The 15309-nt window shown below is 66.7% G+C and carries 14 protein-coding genes, 1 tRNA gene and 1 pseudogene; 11 read left to right on the top strand and 5 right to left on the bottom strand.

The annotated features are described in order from the left end of the window. Positions 1-46: 46 nt before the first annotated feature. Genes C4S70_RS01530 through dusB form a run of 3 tightly spaced genes read right to left on the bottom strand, consistent with a single transcriptional unit; the run spans position 47 to position 3473 of the window. A complete protein-coding gene (locus C4S70_RS01530) occupies positions 47-1411 on the bottom strand; it encodes a response regulator (protein WP_104006334.1) in 1365 nt (454 codons plus the stop codon). After that, positions 1411-2493: a two-component system sensor histidine kinase NtrB gene (locus C4S70_RS01525; protein ID WP_104006333.1), complete on the bottom strand. Its 1083-nt coding sequence runs from the start codon at positions 2491-2493 to the stop codon at positions 1411-1413. Before C4S70_RS01525 ends, C4S70_RS01530 begins: the two co-directional genes overlap by 1 nt. Continuing rightward, complete coding sequence (dusB, locus tag C4S70_RS01520; RefSeq protein ID WP_104006332.1) at positions 2490-3473, bottom strand: tRNA dihydrouridine synthase DusB; 984 nt, start codon at positions 3471-3473, stop codon at positions 2490-2492. Before dusB ends, C4S70_RS01525 begins: the two co-directional genes overlap by 4 nt. Positions 3474-3659: 186 nt before the next feature. Here dusB and C4S70_RS01515 point away from each other — a divergent pair, with 186 nt between their 5' ends. From C4S70_RS01515 to C4S70_RS01495, 5 genes and pseudogenes are all read left to right on the top strand, one after another. Further along, entirely contained in the window at positions 3660-4799 is a 1140-nt protein-coding gene (locus tag C4S70_RS01515; RefSeq protein WP_104006331.1) for a bifunctional 2-C-methyl-D-erythritol 4-phosphate cytidylyltransferase/2-C-methyl-D-erythritol 2,4-cyclodiphosphate synthase, read from the top strand. After that, positions 4796-5296: a phosphatidylglycerophosphatase A family protein gene (locus C4S70_RS01510; RefSeq protein WP_104006330.1), complete on the top strand. Its 501-nt coding sequence runs from the start codon at positions 4796-4798 to the stop codon at positions 5294-5296. The genes C4S70_RS01515 and C4S70_RS01510 overlap by 4 nt, the downstream gene beginning before the upstream one ends. After that, the gene (locus tag C4S70_RS01505; protein ID WP_104006329.1) at positions 5293-5769 is read left to right on the top strand and encodes a CinA family protein; all 477 of its coding nucleotides are present in this window, start codon (positions 5293-5295) and stop codon (positions 5767-5769) included. The genes C4S70_RS01510 and C4S70_RS01505 overlap by 4 nt, the downstream gene beginning before the upstream one ends. Positions 5770-5925: 156 nt before the next feature. Beyond that, a pseudogene (locus C4S70_RS01500) lies at positions 5926-7105 on the top strand (ammonium transporter). 118 nt (positions 7106-7223) lie between these two features. Continuing rightward, positions 7224-7299 (top strand) — tRNA-Val (locus tag C4S70_RS01495). Positions 7300-7501: 202 nt separating this feature from the next. Here C4S70_RS01495 and gyrA read toward each other — a convergent pair. After that, on the bottom strand, positions 7502-10270 hold the full coding sequence (gene gyrA, locus C4S70_RS01490; protein ID WP_200822700.1) for a DNA gyrase subunit A: 2769 nt from the start codon (positions 10268-10270) through the stop codon (positions 7502-7504). 191 nt (positions 10271-10461) lie between these two features. Here gyrA and C4S70_RS01485 point away from each other — a divergent pair, with 191 nt between their 5' ends. Then, a complete protein-coding gene (locus C4S70_RS01485; protein WP_104006328.1) occupies positions 10462-10746 on the top strand; it encodes an usg protein in 285 nt (94 codons plus the stop codon). Here the strand turns inward: C4S70_RS01485 and C4S70_RS01480 are convergent. Beyond that, on the bottom strand, positions 10733-11359 hold the full coding sequence (locus C4S70_RS01480; protein WP_104006327.1) for a pseudouridine synthase: 627 nt from the start codon (positions 11357-11359) through the stop codon (positions 10733-10735). The two genes, C4S70_RS01485 and C4S70_RS01480, sit on opposite strands and share 14 nt — an antisense overlap. A 444-nt stretch (positions 11360-11803) precedes the next feature. Here C4S70_RS01480 and C4S70_RS01475 point away from each other — a divergent pair, with 444 nt between their 5' ends. From C4S70_RS01475 to C4S70_RS01455, 5 genes are all read left to right on the top strand, one after another. Further along, on the top strand, positions 11804-12370 hold the full coding sequence (locus C4S70_RS01475) for an HNH endonuclease (protein WP_104006326.1): 567 nt from the start codon (positions 11804-11806) through the stop codon (positions 12368-12370). A gap of 89 nt (positions 12371-12459) precedes the next feature. Beyond that, the gene (locus C4S70_RS01470) at positions 12460-12822 is read left to right on the top strand and encodes an SUF system Fe-S cluster assembly protein (RefSeq protein ID WP_104006325.1); all 363 of its coding nucleotides are present in this window, start codon (positions 12460-12462) and stop codon (positions 12820-12822) included. A gap of 10 nt (positions 12823-12832) precedes the next feature. Beyond that, the gene (locus C4S70_RS01465) at positions 12833-13222 is read left to right on the top strand and encodes a HesB/IscA family protein (protein WP_104006324.1); all 390 of its coding nucleotides are present in this window, start codon (positions 12833-12835) and stop codon (positions 13220-13222) included. An 89-nt stretch (positions 13223-13311) separates the two neighbouring features. After that, positions 13312-14061 carry a triose-phosphate isomerase gene (gene tpiA, locus C4S70_RS01460; protein ID WP_104006323.1) on the top strand — a complete coding sequence of 250 codons (750 nt, stop codon included), beginning with the start codon at positions 13312-13314 and terminating at the stop codon, positions 14059-14061. Between the two features lie 202 nt (positions 14062-14263). Next, on the top strand, positions 14264-15268 hold the full coding sequence (locus C4S70_RS01455; protein WP_104006322.1) for a hypothetical protein: 1005 nt from the start codon (positions 14264-14266) through the stop codon (positions 15266-15268). Positions 15269-15309: the final 41 nt, after the last annotated feature.

Raw genomic sequence — 15309 nt, 5'->3', positions numbered from 1 at the left:
TCTTTGCGCCGACTGACGCCGGCTCGCCACGCTTTGTGTGGCAGTTTTACATCAATTTTCGGCGGCGTGTCACCTGAATTTCGAGATCGGTGATCTTTTTGCGCAGGGTATTGCGGTTGATTCCCAGAAGATCGGCGCATTTCGCCTGATTGCCGCCGGTAGCCTCAAGAGCGATTTCTATAAGCGGCGCTTCGACTTCGCGCAAAATCCTCTGGTAAAGGCCGGGAGGTGGCAGAACATTGCCATGCAGGTCGAAATAGCGCCGCAGATGGCGGGCGACCGAGGCCGAGAGGGTTTCGGACCCGCCGCCCAGCACCGGCGCGGCCTCGGGCTGGCTGCCCAGCATCGCCTCGACCTCGGCGCGGGAAATCTCTTCGGCGCGGCTGGTCAGGCTCAGCCGCCGCACGGCGTTTTCCAGCTGGCGGACATTGCCGGGCCAGCTGTAGGTGCGAAAGAGCTCTGCCGCCTCCCTGCCCAGCCGGCGCCTTGGCGCGCCTTCGCGTTCGGCGCGGGCCAGGAAATGTTCCGTCAGCAGCGGAATGTCGTCCACCCGTTCGCGCAGCGACGGCACCTGCAGCGTGGCCCCGCCCAGCCGGTAATAGAGATCCCTGCGCAGCCGCCCCTGCTCCATCGCCGTGGCCGGGTCGGTCTGGCTGGTGGCCATGAAGCGCGGAACGTGGTCGCCGGGCGCCTCCATCATCCGCACGATCCGCGCCTGCGACTCGTCGTCGAAATCGGTGACCTCGTCGATCAGAAGCGTCCCGCCCTTGACCCGCGCCAGCAGGCGCGCCGGGCCCTCGAGATCGCTCAGGTCCGCCTCGGTCGCCGTCACGAAAGGCAGGGTGCGGCGATCGGAAAAGTCATGGATGGCCCGCGCGATCAACGACTTGCCGGAACCGCTTTCGCCGGTGATCGTCACCGGAAGATCCGCGTTCATCAGCCTCGCCACCACGCGATAGAGCCCCTGCATCACCGGCGTACGCCCAACCAGCGGCAGATCATCGGGACCGTCGGCTTCATCCCGCGGCGCCGCCCGCCCCCGCCGGCCCCGCTGTTCCAAGGCACGCGCGGTGCGTTTCATCAGCTCCGGCAGATCAAACGGTTTCGGCAGATAGTCGTAGGCCTCGGCCTCGGCCGCCTTGATCGCCGTCATGATCGTGTTCTGCGCCGAGATCACGATCACCGGCAGACCGGGCCGGTCCTGCGCGATCTTCGGCAGCATCTCCAGCCCGTTCCCGTCCGGCATCACCACGTCCGAGATCACCACATCGCCCCGCCCCTCGCCGATCCAGCGCATCAGCGTGGTCAGCGAAGAGGTCGCATGCACCTTGCAGCCCGCCCGGGTCAGCGCCTGGGTCAGCACCGTGCGGATCGTGCGGTCGTCGTCGGCAACCAGAACCGTTCCGTCCATCAGGTGGTCTCCTTGTCCTTGTGGTCGCGCGGCACGCGCGGCAGCGACAGGCGGAACACGGTGTGACCGGGCACCGAGGTCACCGAGATCCAGCCGTCATGGTCCGACACGATCTTGCTCACCAGCGCCAGCCCCAGCCCGGTGCCGTTCTCGCGCCCCGACACGAAGGGGTCGAACACGTCGTCGCGGATGTGCTCGGGCAGGCCGGGGCCGTCGTCGATGATCTCGATCTGCAACGGCAGGGAATGACCGGACCCGTCGCTGCGCCGAAGCCGGAAGGAATGTTCGAAATAGGTGTGCAGGCGAATGGTTCCGCCTTTCTTGTCAGCAGCTTCCGAGGCGTTCTTCAATAAGTTCATCACGACCTGCAACAGCTGGTCGGGATCGCCCCACGCGAGCGGCAGCGAGGGGTCGTAATCCTCGACAAAGGCCATGTGGGCGCCGAAGCCCAGCTGCGCTGACCGCCGCGCGCGGTCCAGAACGTCGTGGATGTTCACGGGCCGGAAATCCGGCGCACTGAGATTGCCGAACTGTTCCACCTGTTCCAGCAGCTTCACGATACGGCGGCTTTCGGCGACGATAAGATCCGTGAGTTCAAGATCTTCCGGAGCAAGGTTCATGCTCAGCAGCTGCGCCGCCCCGGTGATCCCCGCCAGCGGGTTCTTGATCTCGTGCGCCAGCATCTGGGCCATGCCGATCGCCGACTGCGCGGCGGACTTGACCGATTGGCTCTGGGTCATGCGGCCGGCCAGCTCGCGCGGGCTGACGATCATGATCATCGCCCCCGGATGACCCGCCAGGGGCGCGATCTGCAACGCGCATTGCAGCGGCGCACGATTGCCCGACCCCACGTCGATGTCATTGACGAAAAGCGGTGTTCCGTTGGCTCGGGCGCGGGCGAATGCCTCTTCGATCGGCACCGCGATCGCCAGCAGATCCCAGATCGGCGTGCCCGCCACCGATTTCAGCGAGGCGTTCAGGAACCCCTCGGCGGCCGAGTTGACCTCCGTCACCCGGTCCTCGGCGTCGATGATGAAGGCCGGTACCGGCAGCGAGGCCCAGATCGTGTCGCTGCCGGTCACGCCGCCCGCTCCCTTTGCGGCACAAGCGCGTCGCGCAAGAGCCGCAGAACCTCGGCCGGGTCGCGCGCCGTCAGCACCGCCCGGCGCAGCCCCGCGCCGGTGCCGGCACGATCCATGTACCAGCCCAGATGCTTGCGCGCGACGCGCAGCCCCAGATCGGCGCCATAGAACCTCAGCATCGCCTCGTAATGACCTGAAACCATGTCGATAAGGTCGTCGCCTTCGGGCACCTCGATCGCCGGCGCGCCGTATAACTCATGCGCCACCTGCGCCAAGAGCCAGGGCCGGCCCTGCGCCCCGCGCCCGATCATCACCCCGTCGGCGCCCGACTGCGCCAGCGCCTGCCGCGCGGAACCCGCATCCACGATGTCGCCATTCACCACCACCGGCACCGACACGGACTCTTTCACCGCACGCACGGCGCCCCAGTCGGCGCGCCCTTTGTAGAACTGGCAGCGCGTGCGGCCGTGGATCGTCACCATGCGCACGCCCGCTTCTTCGGCGCGCCGGGCGATCTGGGGGGCGTTGCGCATCGCATCATCCCAGCCCAGCCGGGTCTTGAGCGTGACCGGCACGCTGACCGCCCCCACCACCGCCTCGATCAGCCGCAGCGCGTGGTCCGGCGTCTTCATCAGCGCCGAGCCGGAATAGCCGTTCGTCACCTTCTTGGCCGGGCAGCCCATGTTGATGTCGATGATCGCCGCGCCGCGACCCTCGAGAAACCGCGCGGCCTCGGCCATCCAGCGTGCATCCTTGCCGGCGATCTGCACGGCGGTGTTTTCCACATCCGCGCCCAGCTCCGCCTTTTCCCGCACGCCGGGCTTGGCCTGGATCATCTCCTGGCTGGCGATCATCTCGCTCACCACCAGCCCCGCGCCAAAGGACATAACGAGGTCGCGGAACGGCCGGTCGGTGATTCCAGCCATGGGCGCCAGAATCACGGGCGGGGTCACGGATTTGTCGGCAATGTTCAGCGGCAACTGCTCAATCCTTGTGCATTCGCCCCATAGCTATGGGGAAACCGGCCCGGACACAACGATCAATGCGAAATCCGAAGGCATCGCACGGGCATTTGCCTGTTTTTTCAGCACATACCCCCGGGTCATTGCCTAGCGATCAGCCACCGCATAAAGACGGGTCCGACGCATTCGCCGCAGGAGCCCGCAATGACCACAGCCGCCGTGATCGTCGCCGCCGGACGCGGAACACGCGCAGGCGGCGGCGTGCCCAAGCAGTGGCGGCCGCTGGCCGGGCGGCGGGTGGCCGACTGGACGCTGGAGCGGTTCCGCGCTGCGCCCGAGATCGACCTGATCGCGCTGGTGCTGTCACCCGACGACCGCGCCGCGTGGGAGGCGTTCGCGGATACCCCCGGCCTGATTCTGGCGCGCGGGGGCGCGGACCGGGCGGCATCGGTGCGCGCCGGGCTGACCGCGCTGGATGGCCGCGGCGTGACACGGGTGCTGATCCATGACGTGGCCCGGCCCTGCGTGAGCGGGCGGGTGATCGCCGATGTGCTGGCCGCGCTTGATACCCATGACGGGGCCGCGCCGGGGCTGGCGGTGACGGATGCGCTGTGGACCGGGGCCGATGGCGAAGTCACCGGCACGCAGGACCGCAGCGGCCTTTTCGCGGCCCAGACGCCGCAGGGGTTTCGGTATGACGCGATCGTCGCGGCCCATGCGGCGCATCCGGGCGGGACCGCCGACGATGTGGAGGTCGCACGCGCCGCCGGGCTGCGGGTTGCCATCGTGCCGGGCGACCCCGACAATCTGAAGATCACGCAGGCCGAGGACTTCGCCCGGGCCGAGCGCATATTGAGAGGTGACATGACGGTTCGACTGGGCAATGGCTTTGACGTGCACCGTTTCGGCCCCGGCGATCATGTGACGCTGTGCGGCGTGAAGGTGCCCCATGACCGCGGCCTTCAGGGCCATTCGGACGCCGATGTGGGCATGCACGCGGTGACGGACGCGATCTATGGCGCGCTGGCGCGCGGCGACATCGGCCAGCACTTCCCCCCCAGCGATCCACAATGGAAAGGCGCGGCCAGCGACATTTTTCTGCGTCATGCGGTGGAACTGGCCGGACAGATGGGCTGGCGCGTGGCGAATGTGGATTGCACCCTGATCTGCGAACGCCCCAAGGTGGGGCCGCATGCCGACAGGATGAGGGACGTCATGGCGCGGATCATGGGGCTGGACAGGGACGCGGTGTCGGTCAAGGCAACCACGTCCGAAAGGCTGGGCTTCACCGGCCGCGAAGAGGGGATCGCCGCGCTGGCCACGGCGACTCTGGTGCGGGCATGACGGAGCTGGCGCGGATCATCTCGACGGTGTTCGGCGTGGGCTATCTGCGCCCGGCGCCGGGCACATGGGGCTCGCTCGCCGCCTTGCCGATGGGCTGGGGGCTGCATGTCGCGGGGGGCTTTCCGCTTCTGGTCGCGGGCACGATCGCCGTGTTCCTGGCCGGCCTCTGGTCGATCGCGGTGGCCACGCGCGGCGCAGACGATCACGACCCGTCCGAAATCGTCATCGACGAGGTCGCCGGACAGTTCATGGCGCTGATGCCGCTCTCTGCCGCAGCCGACCGGCTGGGCATCGACATCACCGCGCTCTGGCCCGGCTGGATCGCGGCCTTCGTCCTGTTCCGGCTGTTCGATATCTGGAAACCCGGCCCGGTAGGCTGGGCCGAGCGGCACAACGATCCGGTGGGCGTGATGCTGGACGACGTGATCGCCGGGGCACTGGCGGCGGGGGGCGTTCTGCTGCTGGCATGGATCGCGCACGGGGTGCTGGGCGCATGATCGCCGCGGACATCCTCGACCTCGCCCGCGAACGCGGGATCATGATCGCCACCGCCGAAAGCTGCACCGGGGGCATGGTCGCCGCCGCGCTCACCGACATCGCCGGTTCGTCTGACGTGTTCGAACGCGGCTTCGTCACCTACACGAACCGGGCCAAGACCGAACTGCTGGGCGTGCGCCCCGAAACGCTCACCGCGCATGGCGCCGTGTCCGAACAGGTCGCCCGCGAGATGGCCGACGGCGCGCTGGCCCGCGCCCCGGTGCAACTGGCCGTGGCGATTACCGGCATCGCTGGCCCCGGCGGGTCCGAACACAAGCCCGAGGGCCGTGTCTGCTTCAGTCTGGCGCAGACGGGCCGCGCCACCGTCACCGAAACGGTCGAGTTCGGCGCCCTGGGCCGCCCCAATGTCCGCGCCGCGGCCCGCGACCACGCGCTGCGACTGCTGAAAGACGCGCTTTCGCATACTGCCTAAGTCCTGGGCAATCGCGCGGGATGGCGCCCGAATTTTGACCAGATTGAAAAAAGCCCCGAAAATGGGCGGCCCTCGCCCCGGCCGCCTCTTTTTTCCGCAGGCCGCATCCGCTTGAGCCGCTCCCAATCGACACTCATGCAACAAGGGAGCGGCCGAATGAACGGAGCCGACACAGCCTGGATCATCGTCGCCACGGCGCTGGTCCTTTTCATGACCTTGCCGGGGCTTGCCCTGTTCCATGGGGGGCTGGTGCGCGCGCAACGTGCTCAGCGTCTTCATGCACTGTTTCTCCATCGCCGCGCTGATGAGCGTTCTGTGGCTCGCGGTCGGATATTCCATCGCCTTCGGCCCGGCCGATTCGGCCTGGTGGGGCGGTCTGGGCCGGGCCTTCTTGGCCGGTGTGGGGCCGGACGACCTGTCGGGCACGATCCCGGAAATCCTGTTCTTCTCCTTCCAGATGACCTTCGCCATCATCACGCCGGCGCTGATCGTCGGCGCCTATGTGGAACGGGTCGGCTTCGGCTTCGTGCTGCTGTTCTCGGCGCTGTGGATGCTGCTGGTCTATGCGCCCGTGACCCACTGGATCTGGGGCGGCGGGCTGTTGTCCGACGGCGGCATCTTCGGCGATACCGGCGTCAAGGATTTTGCCGGGGGCATCGTCGTGCATGAAACCGCCGGCATCGCCGCGCTGGTGATCGCAGTCTTTCTCGGCCCCCGCCGCAACCGCACCACGCCGCCGCACGCACCCGCCTTTGTCGCGATCGGCGCGGGCATGGTGTGGGTCGGCTGGTTCGGCTTCAACGGCGGGTCGCAACTGGCCGCCGACGGAGGCGCGGCGGTGGCGCTGACCGTCACGCATGTCTCGGCCGCCGCCGCATCGCTCACCTGGGCGCTGTGGGAGCGCGTGAAATACGGCAAGGCGTCGATGGTGGGCCTCGTCACCGGCACCATCGCGGGGCTGGCCTCGATCACCCCGGCCAGCGGCTTCGTGGGACCGGTCGAGGCGCTGATCATCGGCGGCGTCGCCGGCGTGCTGTGCCAGGAGGCGGTGAACGTGGTCCGCAACGTCCTGAAGATCGACGGCACGCTGGACGTGTTTGCCGTGCATGGCGTGGGCGGCATCTTCGGCACCACAATGATCGCCCTGTTCGGCGTGGGCAGCTGGGCCGCGCAGCTGGGCAGCCTGGCGATCATTGGCGTGTTCACGCTGGTCGCGACCGTCATTCTGGTCAAGCTGGTTGCGCTCGTGACCCCGCTGCGCGTGGACGCCGAAACCGAAACCAACGGGCTGGATCTCAGCGTTCACGGTGAACGCGCCTACGGCATCATCAGCTAAATCATCGGCGCAATCCGCCTCACCGCGACCCCGATACCGCGGTGAGGCCCCCCACCGCGGGTCTGCCGGCAATCCGGGTCTTGCGACCGGCGCGCGAGGCGGGTAATAGCAGCCCCGCGGGTGATTAGCTCAGTTGGTAGAGCGCTTCGTTTACACCGAAGATGTCGGGAGTTCGAGTCTCTCATCACCCACCAACGACCCCCTCGCCCTTTCCAACGGTTGGCGCAAATTACGAACCCGCCGCGCCCCATGCCTTCATCTTGCCTGCAAATACTCCGGGGGGTTCGGGGGGCAGAGCCCCCCGTTTGGATTGGGGGGTGCGGGGGGCGATGCCCCCCGCCTCGGTCGGATTGGCCCGGCCAATCCGAAACCGCCGTCTGTCGCGACAGGACGGACCTATTCCGCCTCGCCCGCCCCGTCTTCGCCCGTGTCTTCGCCCGCGTCTTCGCCCTGCTCGGCGACGCGCGCCACGCTGACCACCTCTTCGCCGGATCGGGTATCGAATACCTTGACCCCGCCGGCGCTGCGGGACCGGAACGAGATCCCCTCGACCGGCACCCGGATCGACTGCCCCGTGGAGGTCGCCAGCATGATCTGATCGTCCATCTCCACCGGGAAGGACGCCACCAGCGGCCCGCCGCGCATGGATTTCTCCCACGCGGTCACCCCCTGGCCGCCACGCCCGCGCACCGGGTAGTCGTGGCTCGAGGTCAGCTTGCCCAGCCCCTTGGCCGTTACCGTCAGGATCAGGTTCTCCGCGGCCGACATTTCGGCGTAGCGTTCCTGGCTGATCGTGGCAAAGACGTTGCCTTCTTCCTCTTCGCCGGCCGGCTCGGTATCGCCCGCGACGGCGCGGCGCATCTTCAGATAGGCGGACCGTTCGTCCGGCGTCGCCTCGAAATGCCGGATCACCGACATCGACACCACACGGTCGCCCGGCGCCAGCCGGATGCCGCGCACGCCGGTGGAATCGCGCCCCTTGAAGATGCGCACATCCGTCGTGGGGAACCGGATCGCCCGCCCCGCCTGCGTCACCAGCATCACGTCGTCCTCCTCCGAGGCGATGCAGGCATTCACCAGTTCTACCCCCTCGGGCAGTTTCATCGCGATTTTGCCGTTCGAGCGGACATTGGTGAAATCGCCCAGCCGGTTGCGGCGGACGTCGCCGGCGCTGGTGGCAAAGACGATCTGCAGGTCATCCCAGTGATCCTCGTCCACATCGACAGGCATGACCGCCGCCACGCTGACGCCGGTCGGGATCGGCAGGATGTTTACGATCGCCTTGCCCTTCGACGTCCGCCCGCCCTGCGGCAGGCGCCAGCATTTCAGCTTGTAGACCATGCCGTCGGTCGTAAAGAACAGCAGCGGCGTGTGCGTGTTGGCCACGAACAACGCGGTCACCACGTCTTCTTCCTTGGTGGCCATGCCGCTCAGCCCCTTGCCGCCGCGGCGCTGGGCGCGAAACTCGGCCAGCGGGGTGCGCTTGATCCAGCCGGCGGCGGTGACGGTCACCACCATGTCCTCGCGCTCGATGAGGTCTTCGTCCTCCATGTCGCCGGACCATTCGACGATCTCGGTCCGGCGCGGCACCGCGAACAGCTCCTTCACCTCGCGCAGCTCATCCGAGATGATCCCCAAAATCCGCTCGCGCGAGCCGAGAATTTCCAGATATTCCCGTATCTTGGCCGCCAGCTCTTCAAGTTCGTCGGTGACTTCCTTGACCCCGATCTGGGTCAGGCGCTGCAGTCGCAGGTCAAGGATGGCCCGGGCCTGAGTTTCCGACAGGTTGTAGGTGCCGTCCTCGTTCATCTTGTGGGTCGGATCGTCGATCAGCCGGATATAGTCGGCGATCTCGGCCGCCGGCCAGCGCCGCTCCATCAGACGCTGCCGCGCCTCGGCCGCATCCGCCGAAGAGCGGATCGTCGCCACCACCTCGTCCACATTGCTGACCGCCACCGCCAGACCGCACAGCACATGGCTGCGTTCGCGCGCGCGGCGCAGCAGATAGGCGGTGCGCCGCGCGACTACCTCTTCGCGGAAGTCGACGAAGGCGGCGAGGAACCCGCGCAGGGTCAGCTGCTCGGGCCGGCCGCCGTTCAGCGCCAGCATGTTGCAGCCGAATGTCGTCTGCATCGGCGTGAACCGCCACAGCTGGTTCAGCACCACCTCGGGCGTGGCGTCGCGCTTCAGCTCGATCACCACGCGCACGCCGTGGCGGTCGGATTCGTCCTGGACATGGGCGATCCCCTCGATCCGCTTTTCGCGCACGGCCTCGGCGATCTTCTCGATCATCGCGGCCTTGTTCACCTGATAGGGGATCTCGTCCACCACGATGGCGAAACGGTCCTTGCGCAGCTCCTCCACATGCGTTTTCGCACGGATGATGACGCTGCCGCGCCCCTCCAGATACGCCTTGCGCGCGCCGGACCGGCCCAGCATCACCCCGCCGGTGGGGAAATCGGGGCCGAGGATGTAGCGGATCAGATCCTCGCTCGACAGATCCGGGTTCTCGATCAGCGCGAGCGTCGCATCCACCACCTCGCCCAGATTGTGCGGCGGGATGTTGGTGGCCATGCCGACCGCGATGCCGCCCGCGCCGTTGACCAGCATGTTGGGGAACCGCGCCGGCAGAACGGTCGGCTCCTTGTCCTTGCCGTCGTAATTGTCCTGGAAATCGACCGTGTCCTTGTCGATGTCGGCCAGCAGATAGGCCGCAGCCTTGGCCATGCGCACCTCGGTATAGCGCATGGCGGCCGGGTTGTCCCCGTCCATGGACCCGAAGTTCCCCTGCCCGTCCAGCAGCGGCAGCGACATGGAAAACGGCTGCGCCATCCGCACCAGCGCGTCGTAGATCGCGCTGTCGCCATGCGGGTGATACTTACCCATCACGTCGCCGACCGGACGGGCCGACTTGCGATAGGGCTTGTCGTGGGTGTTGCCGGTTTCATACATCGCATACAGGATGCGCCGGTGCACCGGCTTCAGACCGTCGCGCAGGTCGGGAATCGCGCGGCTGACGATGACCGACATGGCATAGTCCAGATAGGACGAGCGCATCTCGGATTCGATGGAGATCGTGTGGACATGCTCCGACGATCCGCCGCCGAAACCGTCTGTCGGCCCGTTTTCATCCATGTTTTCAGGGGTTTCCGGCGTGTCGCTCACGTTTTCTTCCCGATCTTTTGAGGGGACTAGATATTGTGGATGCACCTTACCAGACAGCGCATATCAGGTGCAATGGCAGTTCTCCGACCGATTTGTCAGCACCGCCAGAAGATTGCTAACACACTGTTTTTCTTGAAAATTAGGAAATTGGGCGCATCATTGTTTCACCGAAACATGACATGAGGCAATTCATGGAGACGCGCCCGAGTGACATGACCGAAACCGAGCTGATGCTCAGGGGCTATGGCCTGACCACGGCCGAGCTCTTTTACCACATGCCCGATCACGTCCATGTCCTGAACACCTTCATCTGGCAGGAATACGATCTGGCCCCCGACCACCCGCGCCTGTTCCAGTTCATCGAGTTCTGGCAGCGCGAGATCGACGGACCGCTGCATTCGGTCCGCTTCACCCACCGCAAGATGATCTCGCCCGGAGAGTGGCAGAACATGGTGGGGGAATTCAGGATCCAGTAGGCTTTCGCCGCCCCGGCCGCCCTGCCTTGGGGCGGACCCGTGTCCGACTCGGCCGCGACGGCACTGGCAGATCCTCCCATTCGCCGCAGGCCAGCCCGTCCAGCGTCCAGTCGCCGATGCGCCAGCGGATCAGGCGCAGGGTCGGATGCCCCACCGCCGCGGTCATGCGGCGCACCTGACGGTTGCGGCCTTCGCGTATGGTCAGCGCGATCCAGCAATCAGGCACGGTCTTGCGCACACGGATCGGCGGATCGCGCGGCCAGAGTCCGGCGGGTTCGTCGATCAACCGCGCTTTGGCGGGCCTTGTCAGCCCGTCCTTCAACATCACGCCCCGCTCCAGCCGTTGCAGCGCCGCGTGGTCAGGGGTGCCCTCGACCTGCACCCAGTAGCTCTTTTCCAGCTTGTGGCGCGGGTCCGCGATCCGTGCCTGAAGCCGCCCGTCATCGGTCAGCAGCATCAACCCCTCGCTGTCCCGGTCCAGCCGCCCCGCCGGATAGACGCCCGGCACGTCGATATGGTCCGACAGCGTCCGCCGCGGGCTGTCCCCGCCGGCCCGGTCGGTGAACTGGGGCAGCACGTCATAGGGTTTGTTGAAGCGGATCAGGCGCGCCATGGCCCCGCCTTAGCCACCGCCGCCGAGACAGACAAGTGCCCCCGTCACGCGCCTGTTACGTTTCCGAGCAAGAGTATCTGCGACATATTGTGGAAACTGAACGCTTGCCAGACGTCAACCACGATATATAGTTGTGGACAGATCAAGGCCCCGCCGGACAGGCAATTTCGGCGGCGGCACAGGGAGACCGGAACCGCATATGGGGTTGCTCGCCGCATATCCTCTTGCCACCGCGTCCGACGCGGAACGATCCGCGCGCGGCATGGGGTCCGTCAGGCCGCCCTGCCCGGCCGGCCATGACCGCCCCGACGATCATGGCCGAATAGTCACCCCGATCAGTTGCCGGAGCCATATCCGATCCCGACAGGCGCGTGAGTCCCACGCGCCTTCTTTTTTGCCTCCCGCGCGCCCCGCGCCGTCTTTACCGCCGATGGAGACCGCCCCATGACCCAGTCTCTCGACCACCTGCGCACGCTCGTGCTGAACGCGGACATGCAACCGCTCAGTTGGGCGCCGCTCTCTGTCTGGAGCTGGCAGGACGCCTTTGTCGCCGTGCACCAGCGACGGGTGATCCAGATCAAGACCTATGACGACATCGTGATCCGCTCGGCCACGCGGGAATACGACGTGCCGGCAGTCGTCGCGCTGAAACAGTATCATCAGCGCAAACGGGTCGGGTTTACCCGCTACAACCTGTTCCTGCGGGACGAATTCACCTGTCAGTATTGCGGCAACCGCTTTCCCGCCAAGGATCTGACCTTTGACCACGTTCTGCCGCGCAGCAAGGGCGGCAAGTCGGTCTGGACCAATATCGTTGCCTGTTGCCGCAAGGACAACGCCCGCAAGGGCAACAAGACGCTGAAACAGGCCGGCATGAAACTGCGCCGCCCCCCCTTCAAACCTTCGGCCCACCAGCTCGATGCCGCCGCACGCCGCCTGCCCTTCGTGCGCGGCCAGCTGCACCAGACCTGGATGGACTTTCTCTACTGGGAAAGCGAACTTGAGGACTGACCGGCGATCGCCCAGCGGCAAAGACCGGGCTGGACGCCGCATTCGACATTCCCTATATAATCGGTCAGGAAAAAGGACCGAGGCCCGAGATGACCAAGCCCCAGGAACCGCTTGAAGGCGCCCCGCTGATCGCGCCCTCGACCACCAACCATCCGCTTTACGAGGCCGTGGCGGATGCCTGTCGCACGGTCTATGACCCGGAGATCCCGGTCAACATCTTCGAGCTCGGCCTGATCTACACGATCGAGATCAGCGACGACAACGACGTGCGCATCATCATGACGCTGACGGCGCCGGGCTGCCCGGTGGCCGGCGACATGCCCGGCTGGGTGCAGGACGCGGTCGGCGCGGTGCCCGGCGTGCGCTCGGTCGAGGTCGAACTGACATGGGAGCCGCCCTGGGGCATGGACATGATGTCCGATGCCGCGCGGCTCGAACTGGGTTTCATGTAAGGGGACGGCGATGTTCGGAATTCCGGGAAAACAGGCCGTCACCATGACGCCGCGCGCCGCGGCGCAGATCAGGAAACTGATGGAACAGGGCGGTCACGCCGGCCTGCGCATCGGGGTCAAGAAGGGCGGCTGCGCGGGCATGGAATACACGATGGAATATGTGGACGCGCCCGACCCGCACGACGAGGTCGTCGAACAGGACGGCGCGCGGGTGATGATCGCGCCCATGGCGCAGATGTTCCTGTTCGGGACCGAGATCGACTACGAGGTTTCGCTGCTGGAATCGGGGTTCCGGTTCAACAACCCCAACGTGGCCGAGGCCTGCGGCTGCGGCGAATCGATCAAGTTCAAGGACATAGACGAATTGTCGCAAGAGGCGCAGGGCGACGGTAGCGCCTGACCGGTCCCCGCGCGACGATCCGCTGCAATTGCGCGGCCCCGCGCCCGATGCTACCTCACGCCTGATCATTCGGAAACGGAGAGAGGCGGATGCGGCGGAAACTGGCGGCAGGCAACTGGAAGATGAACGGCACCGGCGCGGCGCTGGCAGAGCTCGAAGCGCTGGCCGCCGCGCATCCCGACCCCGGCTGCGACATCGTGATCTGCCCGCCCGCGACGCTGATCCACCGCGCATCGACCGCGACCCGGGGCACGGCCATCGCCATCGGCGGCCAGGACTGCCACGCCGCGGCCAGCGGCGCCCATACCGGCGACATCAGCGCCGAAATGCTGTCGGATGCCGGCGCGACCCATGTGATTCTCGGCCATTCCGAGCGCCGCGCCGACCACGGCGAAACCGACGAGGACGTGCGCGCCAAGGCCCGCCATGCCATCGACTCGGGCCTCACCGCGATCATCTGCGTCGGCGAAAGCCTCGCCGAACGCGAGGCCGCCAATACGCTCGACATCATCGGCGGACAACTGGCGGGCTCGGTCCCCGATCTGGTCACCGGGGAAACCCTCGTGATCGCCTATGAACCGATCTGGGCCATCGGCACCGGCCTGACCCCCACCGCCGACCAGATCGGCGAGGTTCACGCCTTCATCCGCGCCCGGCTCGAACGCCGCTTCGGCGCGGGCGTCGGCCGATCGGTGCGCATCCTCTACGGCGGCTCGGTCAAGCCGTCCAACGCCGCCGAAATCTTTGCCGTGCCCGATGTCGATGGCGCGCTCGTCGGCGGCGCGAGCCTCCACGCCTGCGATTTCTCGCCCATCGTCAGCGCTCTGGAAGCAGCCTGAGCTTCTTTCTGGTCAAAAATACCCAATTCCGCCCCCACGGCCCGCGCCAACGCCGGCATGTGGCCGACCGGGATCCCCGCGCCGGAACGCCCTGCGATATCCCGCGGGACGGCGATTGCGGGCTTCCGGCCGCGTCTCTGCGCGCCTATAGTCCCGCAAAAGGGCAGTCGCCGCCAATCACCGACCCGCGGCAGGAACCACCATGACACGCGACCAGGCAAGCAACCGGGATTTCAACATCATGATCGTCGGCCAGGCCGGCCGGCTGCAATACGAGGCGATCCTGTTCGCCGCCTCGCTGCGCCATTGCAGCCCGGACTGGCGGGGCCGCCTGTTCGTGGCCGTGCCCCAGCCCGGCCCGCGCTGGAGCTTCGACCCCGCCATCCGCAACCGCGAGGTGCTGGCGCTGCTGCATTGGCTCGGCGCCGAGATCCTGCCCTTCCAGAACACCGCCTTCGGCGAAAGCTATCCGCACGGCAACAAGATCGAGGCGCTTCTGGCCCTGCCCGAGGGCGAGCCCTTCCTGTTCTTCGACACCGACACGCTGATCACCGGCGATCTGACCCGGGTGCCGTTCGACTTCGACCGTCCGACCGCCTCGCTGCGGCGCGAAGGGACGTGGCCGCAGCCCACCCTCTACGGGCCTGGCTATACGAGCATCTGGAAATCGCTCTACGACCGGTTCGGGCTGGATTTCGAAAGCAGCCTGGACCTCGCCCAGCCCGACGAATACTGGAAGCGCTATCTCTATTTCAACGCCGGCTGGTTCTTCCATGCCGACCCGGTCGCCTTCGGCCGGCGGTTCCTCGACTATGCCACCTCGATCCGCAACGACCCGCCGCCCGAACTGGTCGGCCAAAGCCTCGACCCGTGGCTCGACCAGGTGGCGCTGCCATTGGTGATCCACTCCTTCGGCGGCGGGAGGGATACGCTGCCCCAGGGGCTTCTGGACGGCTCGGTCAGCTGCCATTACCGCCATCTCCCCCTGCTCTATGCGCGCGAAAGCGACCGGGTGGTCGAGGTGCTGGAACAGGTCGCCGCGCCGAACCGGATCAAGAAGGTGCTGAAGGGATACGAGCCGATCAAGCGTATCGTCTATCAGGGGCGCGGGGCCAAGGTGCGGGCCATGTTCGACCGCGAAAACCTGCCCCGCAAGGAACAGGCGATCCGCAATCGCATCCGCGCGGCGGGATTCTGGATGCGCTAGCGCCGCGCGGGGGAACAATGTTCCGGGGCACGGCCGGTTTG

The organism is Jhaorihella thermophila (assembly GCF_900108275.1).
Lineage (GTDB): Bacteria > Pseudomonadota > Alphaproteobacteria > Rhodobacterales > Rhodobacteraceae > Jhaorihella > Jhaorihella thermophila.
This window is presented reverse-complemented; position numbering and strand designations above follow the sequence as displayed.

Bases quoted from the DNA above. Each gene is read 5' to 3' on its own strand.
- C4S70_RS01530 (WP_104006334.1), bottom strand. From the start codon at position 1,411: ATGGACGGAACGGTTCTGGTTGCCGACGACGACCGCACGATCCGCACG.
- C4S70_RS01515 (WP_104006331.1), top strand. From the start codon at position 3,660: ATGACCACAGCCGCCGTGATCGTCGCCGCCGGACGCGGAACACGCGCA.
- C4S70_RS01510 (WP_104006330.1), top strand. From the start codon at position 4,796: ATGACGGAGCTGGCGCGGATCATCTCGACGGTGTTCGGCGTGGGCTAT.
- C4S70_RS01505 (WP_104006329.1), top strand. From the start codon at position 5,293: ATGATCGCCGCGGACATCCTCGACCTCGCCCGCGAACGCGGGATCATG.
- C4S70_RS01485 (WP_104006328.1), top strand. From the start codon at position 10,462: ATGGAGACGCGCCCGAGTGACATGACCGAAACCGAGCTGATGCTCAGG.
- C4S70_RS01480 (WP_104006327.1), bottom strand. From the start codon at position 11,359: ATGGCGCGCCTGATCCGCTTCAACAAACCCTATGACGTGCTGCCCCAG.
- C4S70_RS01475 (WP_104006326.1), top strand. From the start codon at position 11,804: ATGACCCAGTCTCTCGACCACCTGCGCACGCTCGTGCTGAACGCGGAC.
- C4S70_RS01470 (WP_104006325.1), top strand. From the start codon at position 12,460: ATGACCAAGCCCCAGGAACCGCTTGAAGGCGCCCCGCTGATCGCGCCC.
- C4S70_RS01465 (WP_104006324.1), top strand. From the start codon at position 12,833: ATGTTCGGAATTCCGGGAAAACAGGCCGTCACCATGACGCCGCGCGCC.
- tpiA (WP_104006323.1), top strand. From the start codon at position 13,312: ATGCGGCGGAAACTGGCGGCAGGCAACTGGAAGATGAACGGCACCGGC.
- C4S70_RS01455 (WP_104006322.1), top strand. From the start codon at position 14,264: ATGACACGCGACCAGGCAAGCAACCGGGATTTCAACATCATGATCGTC.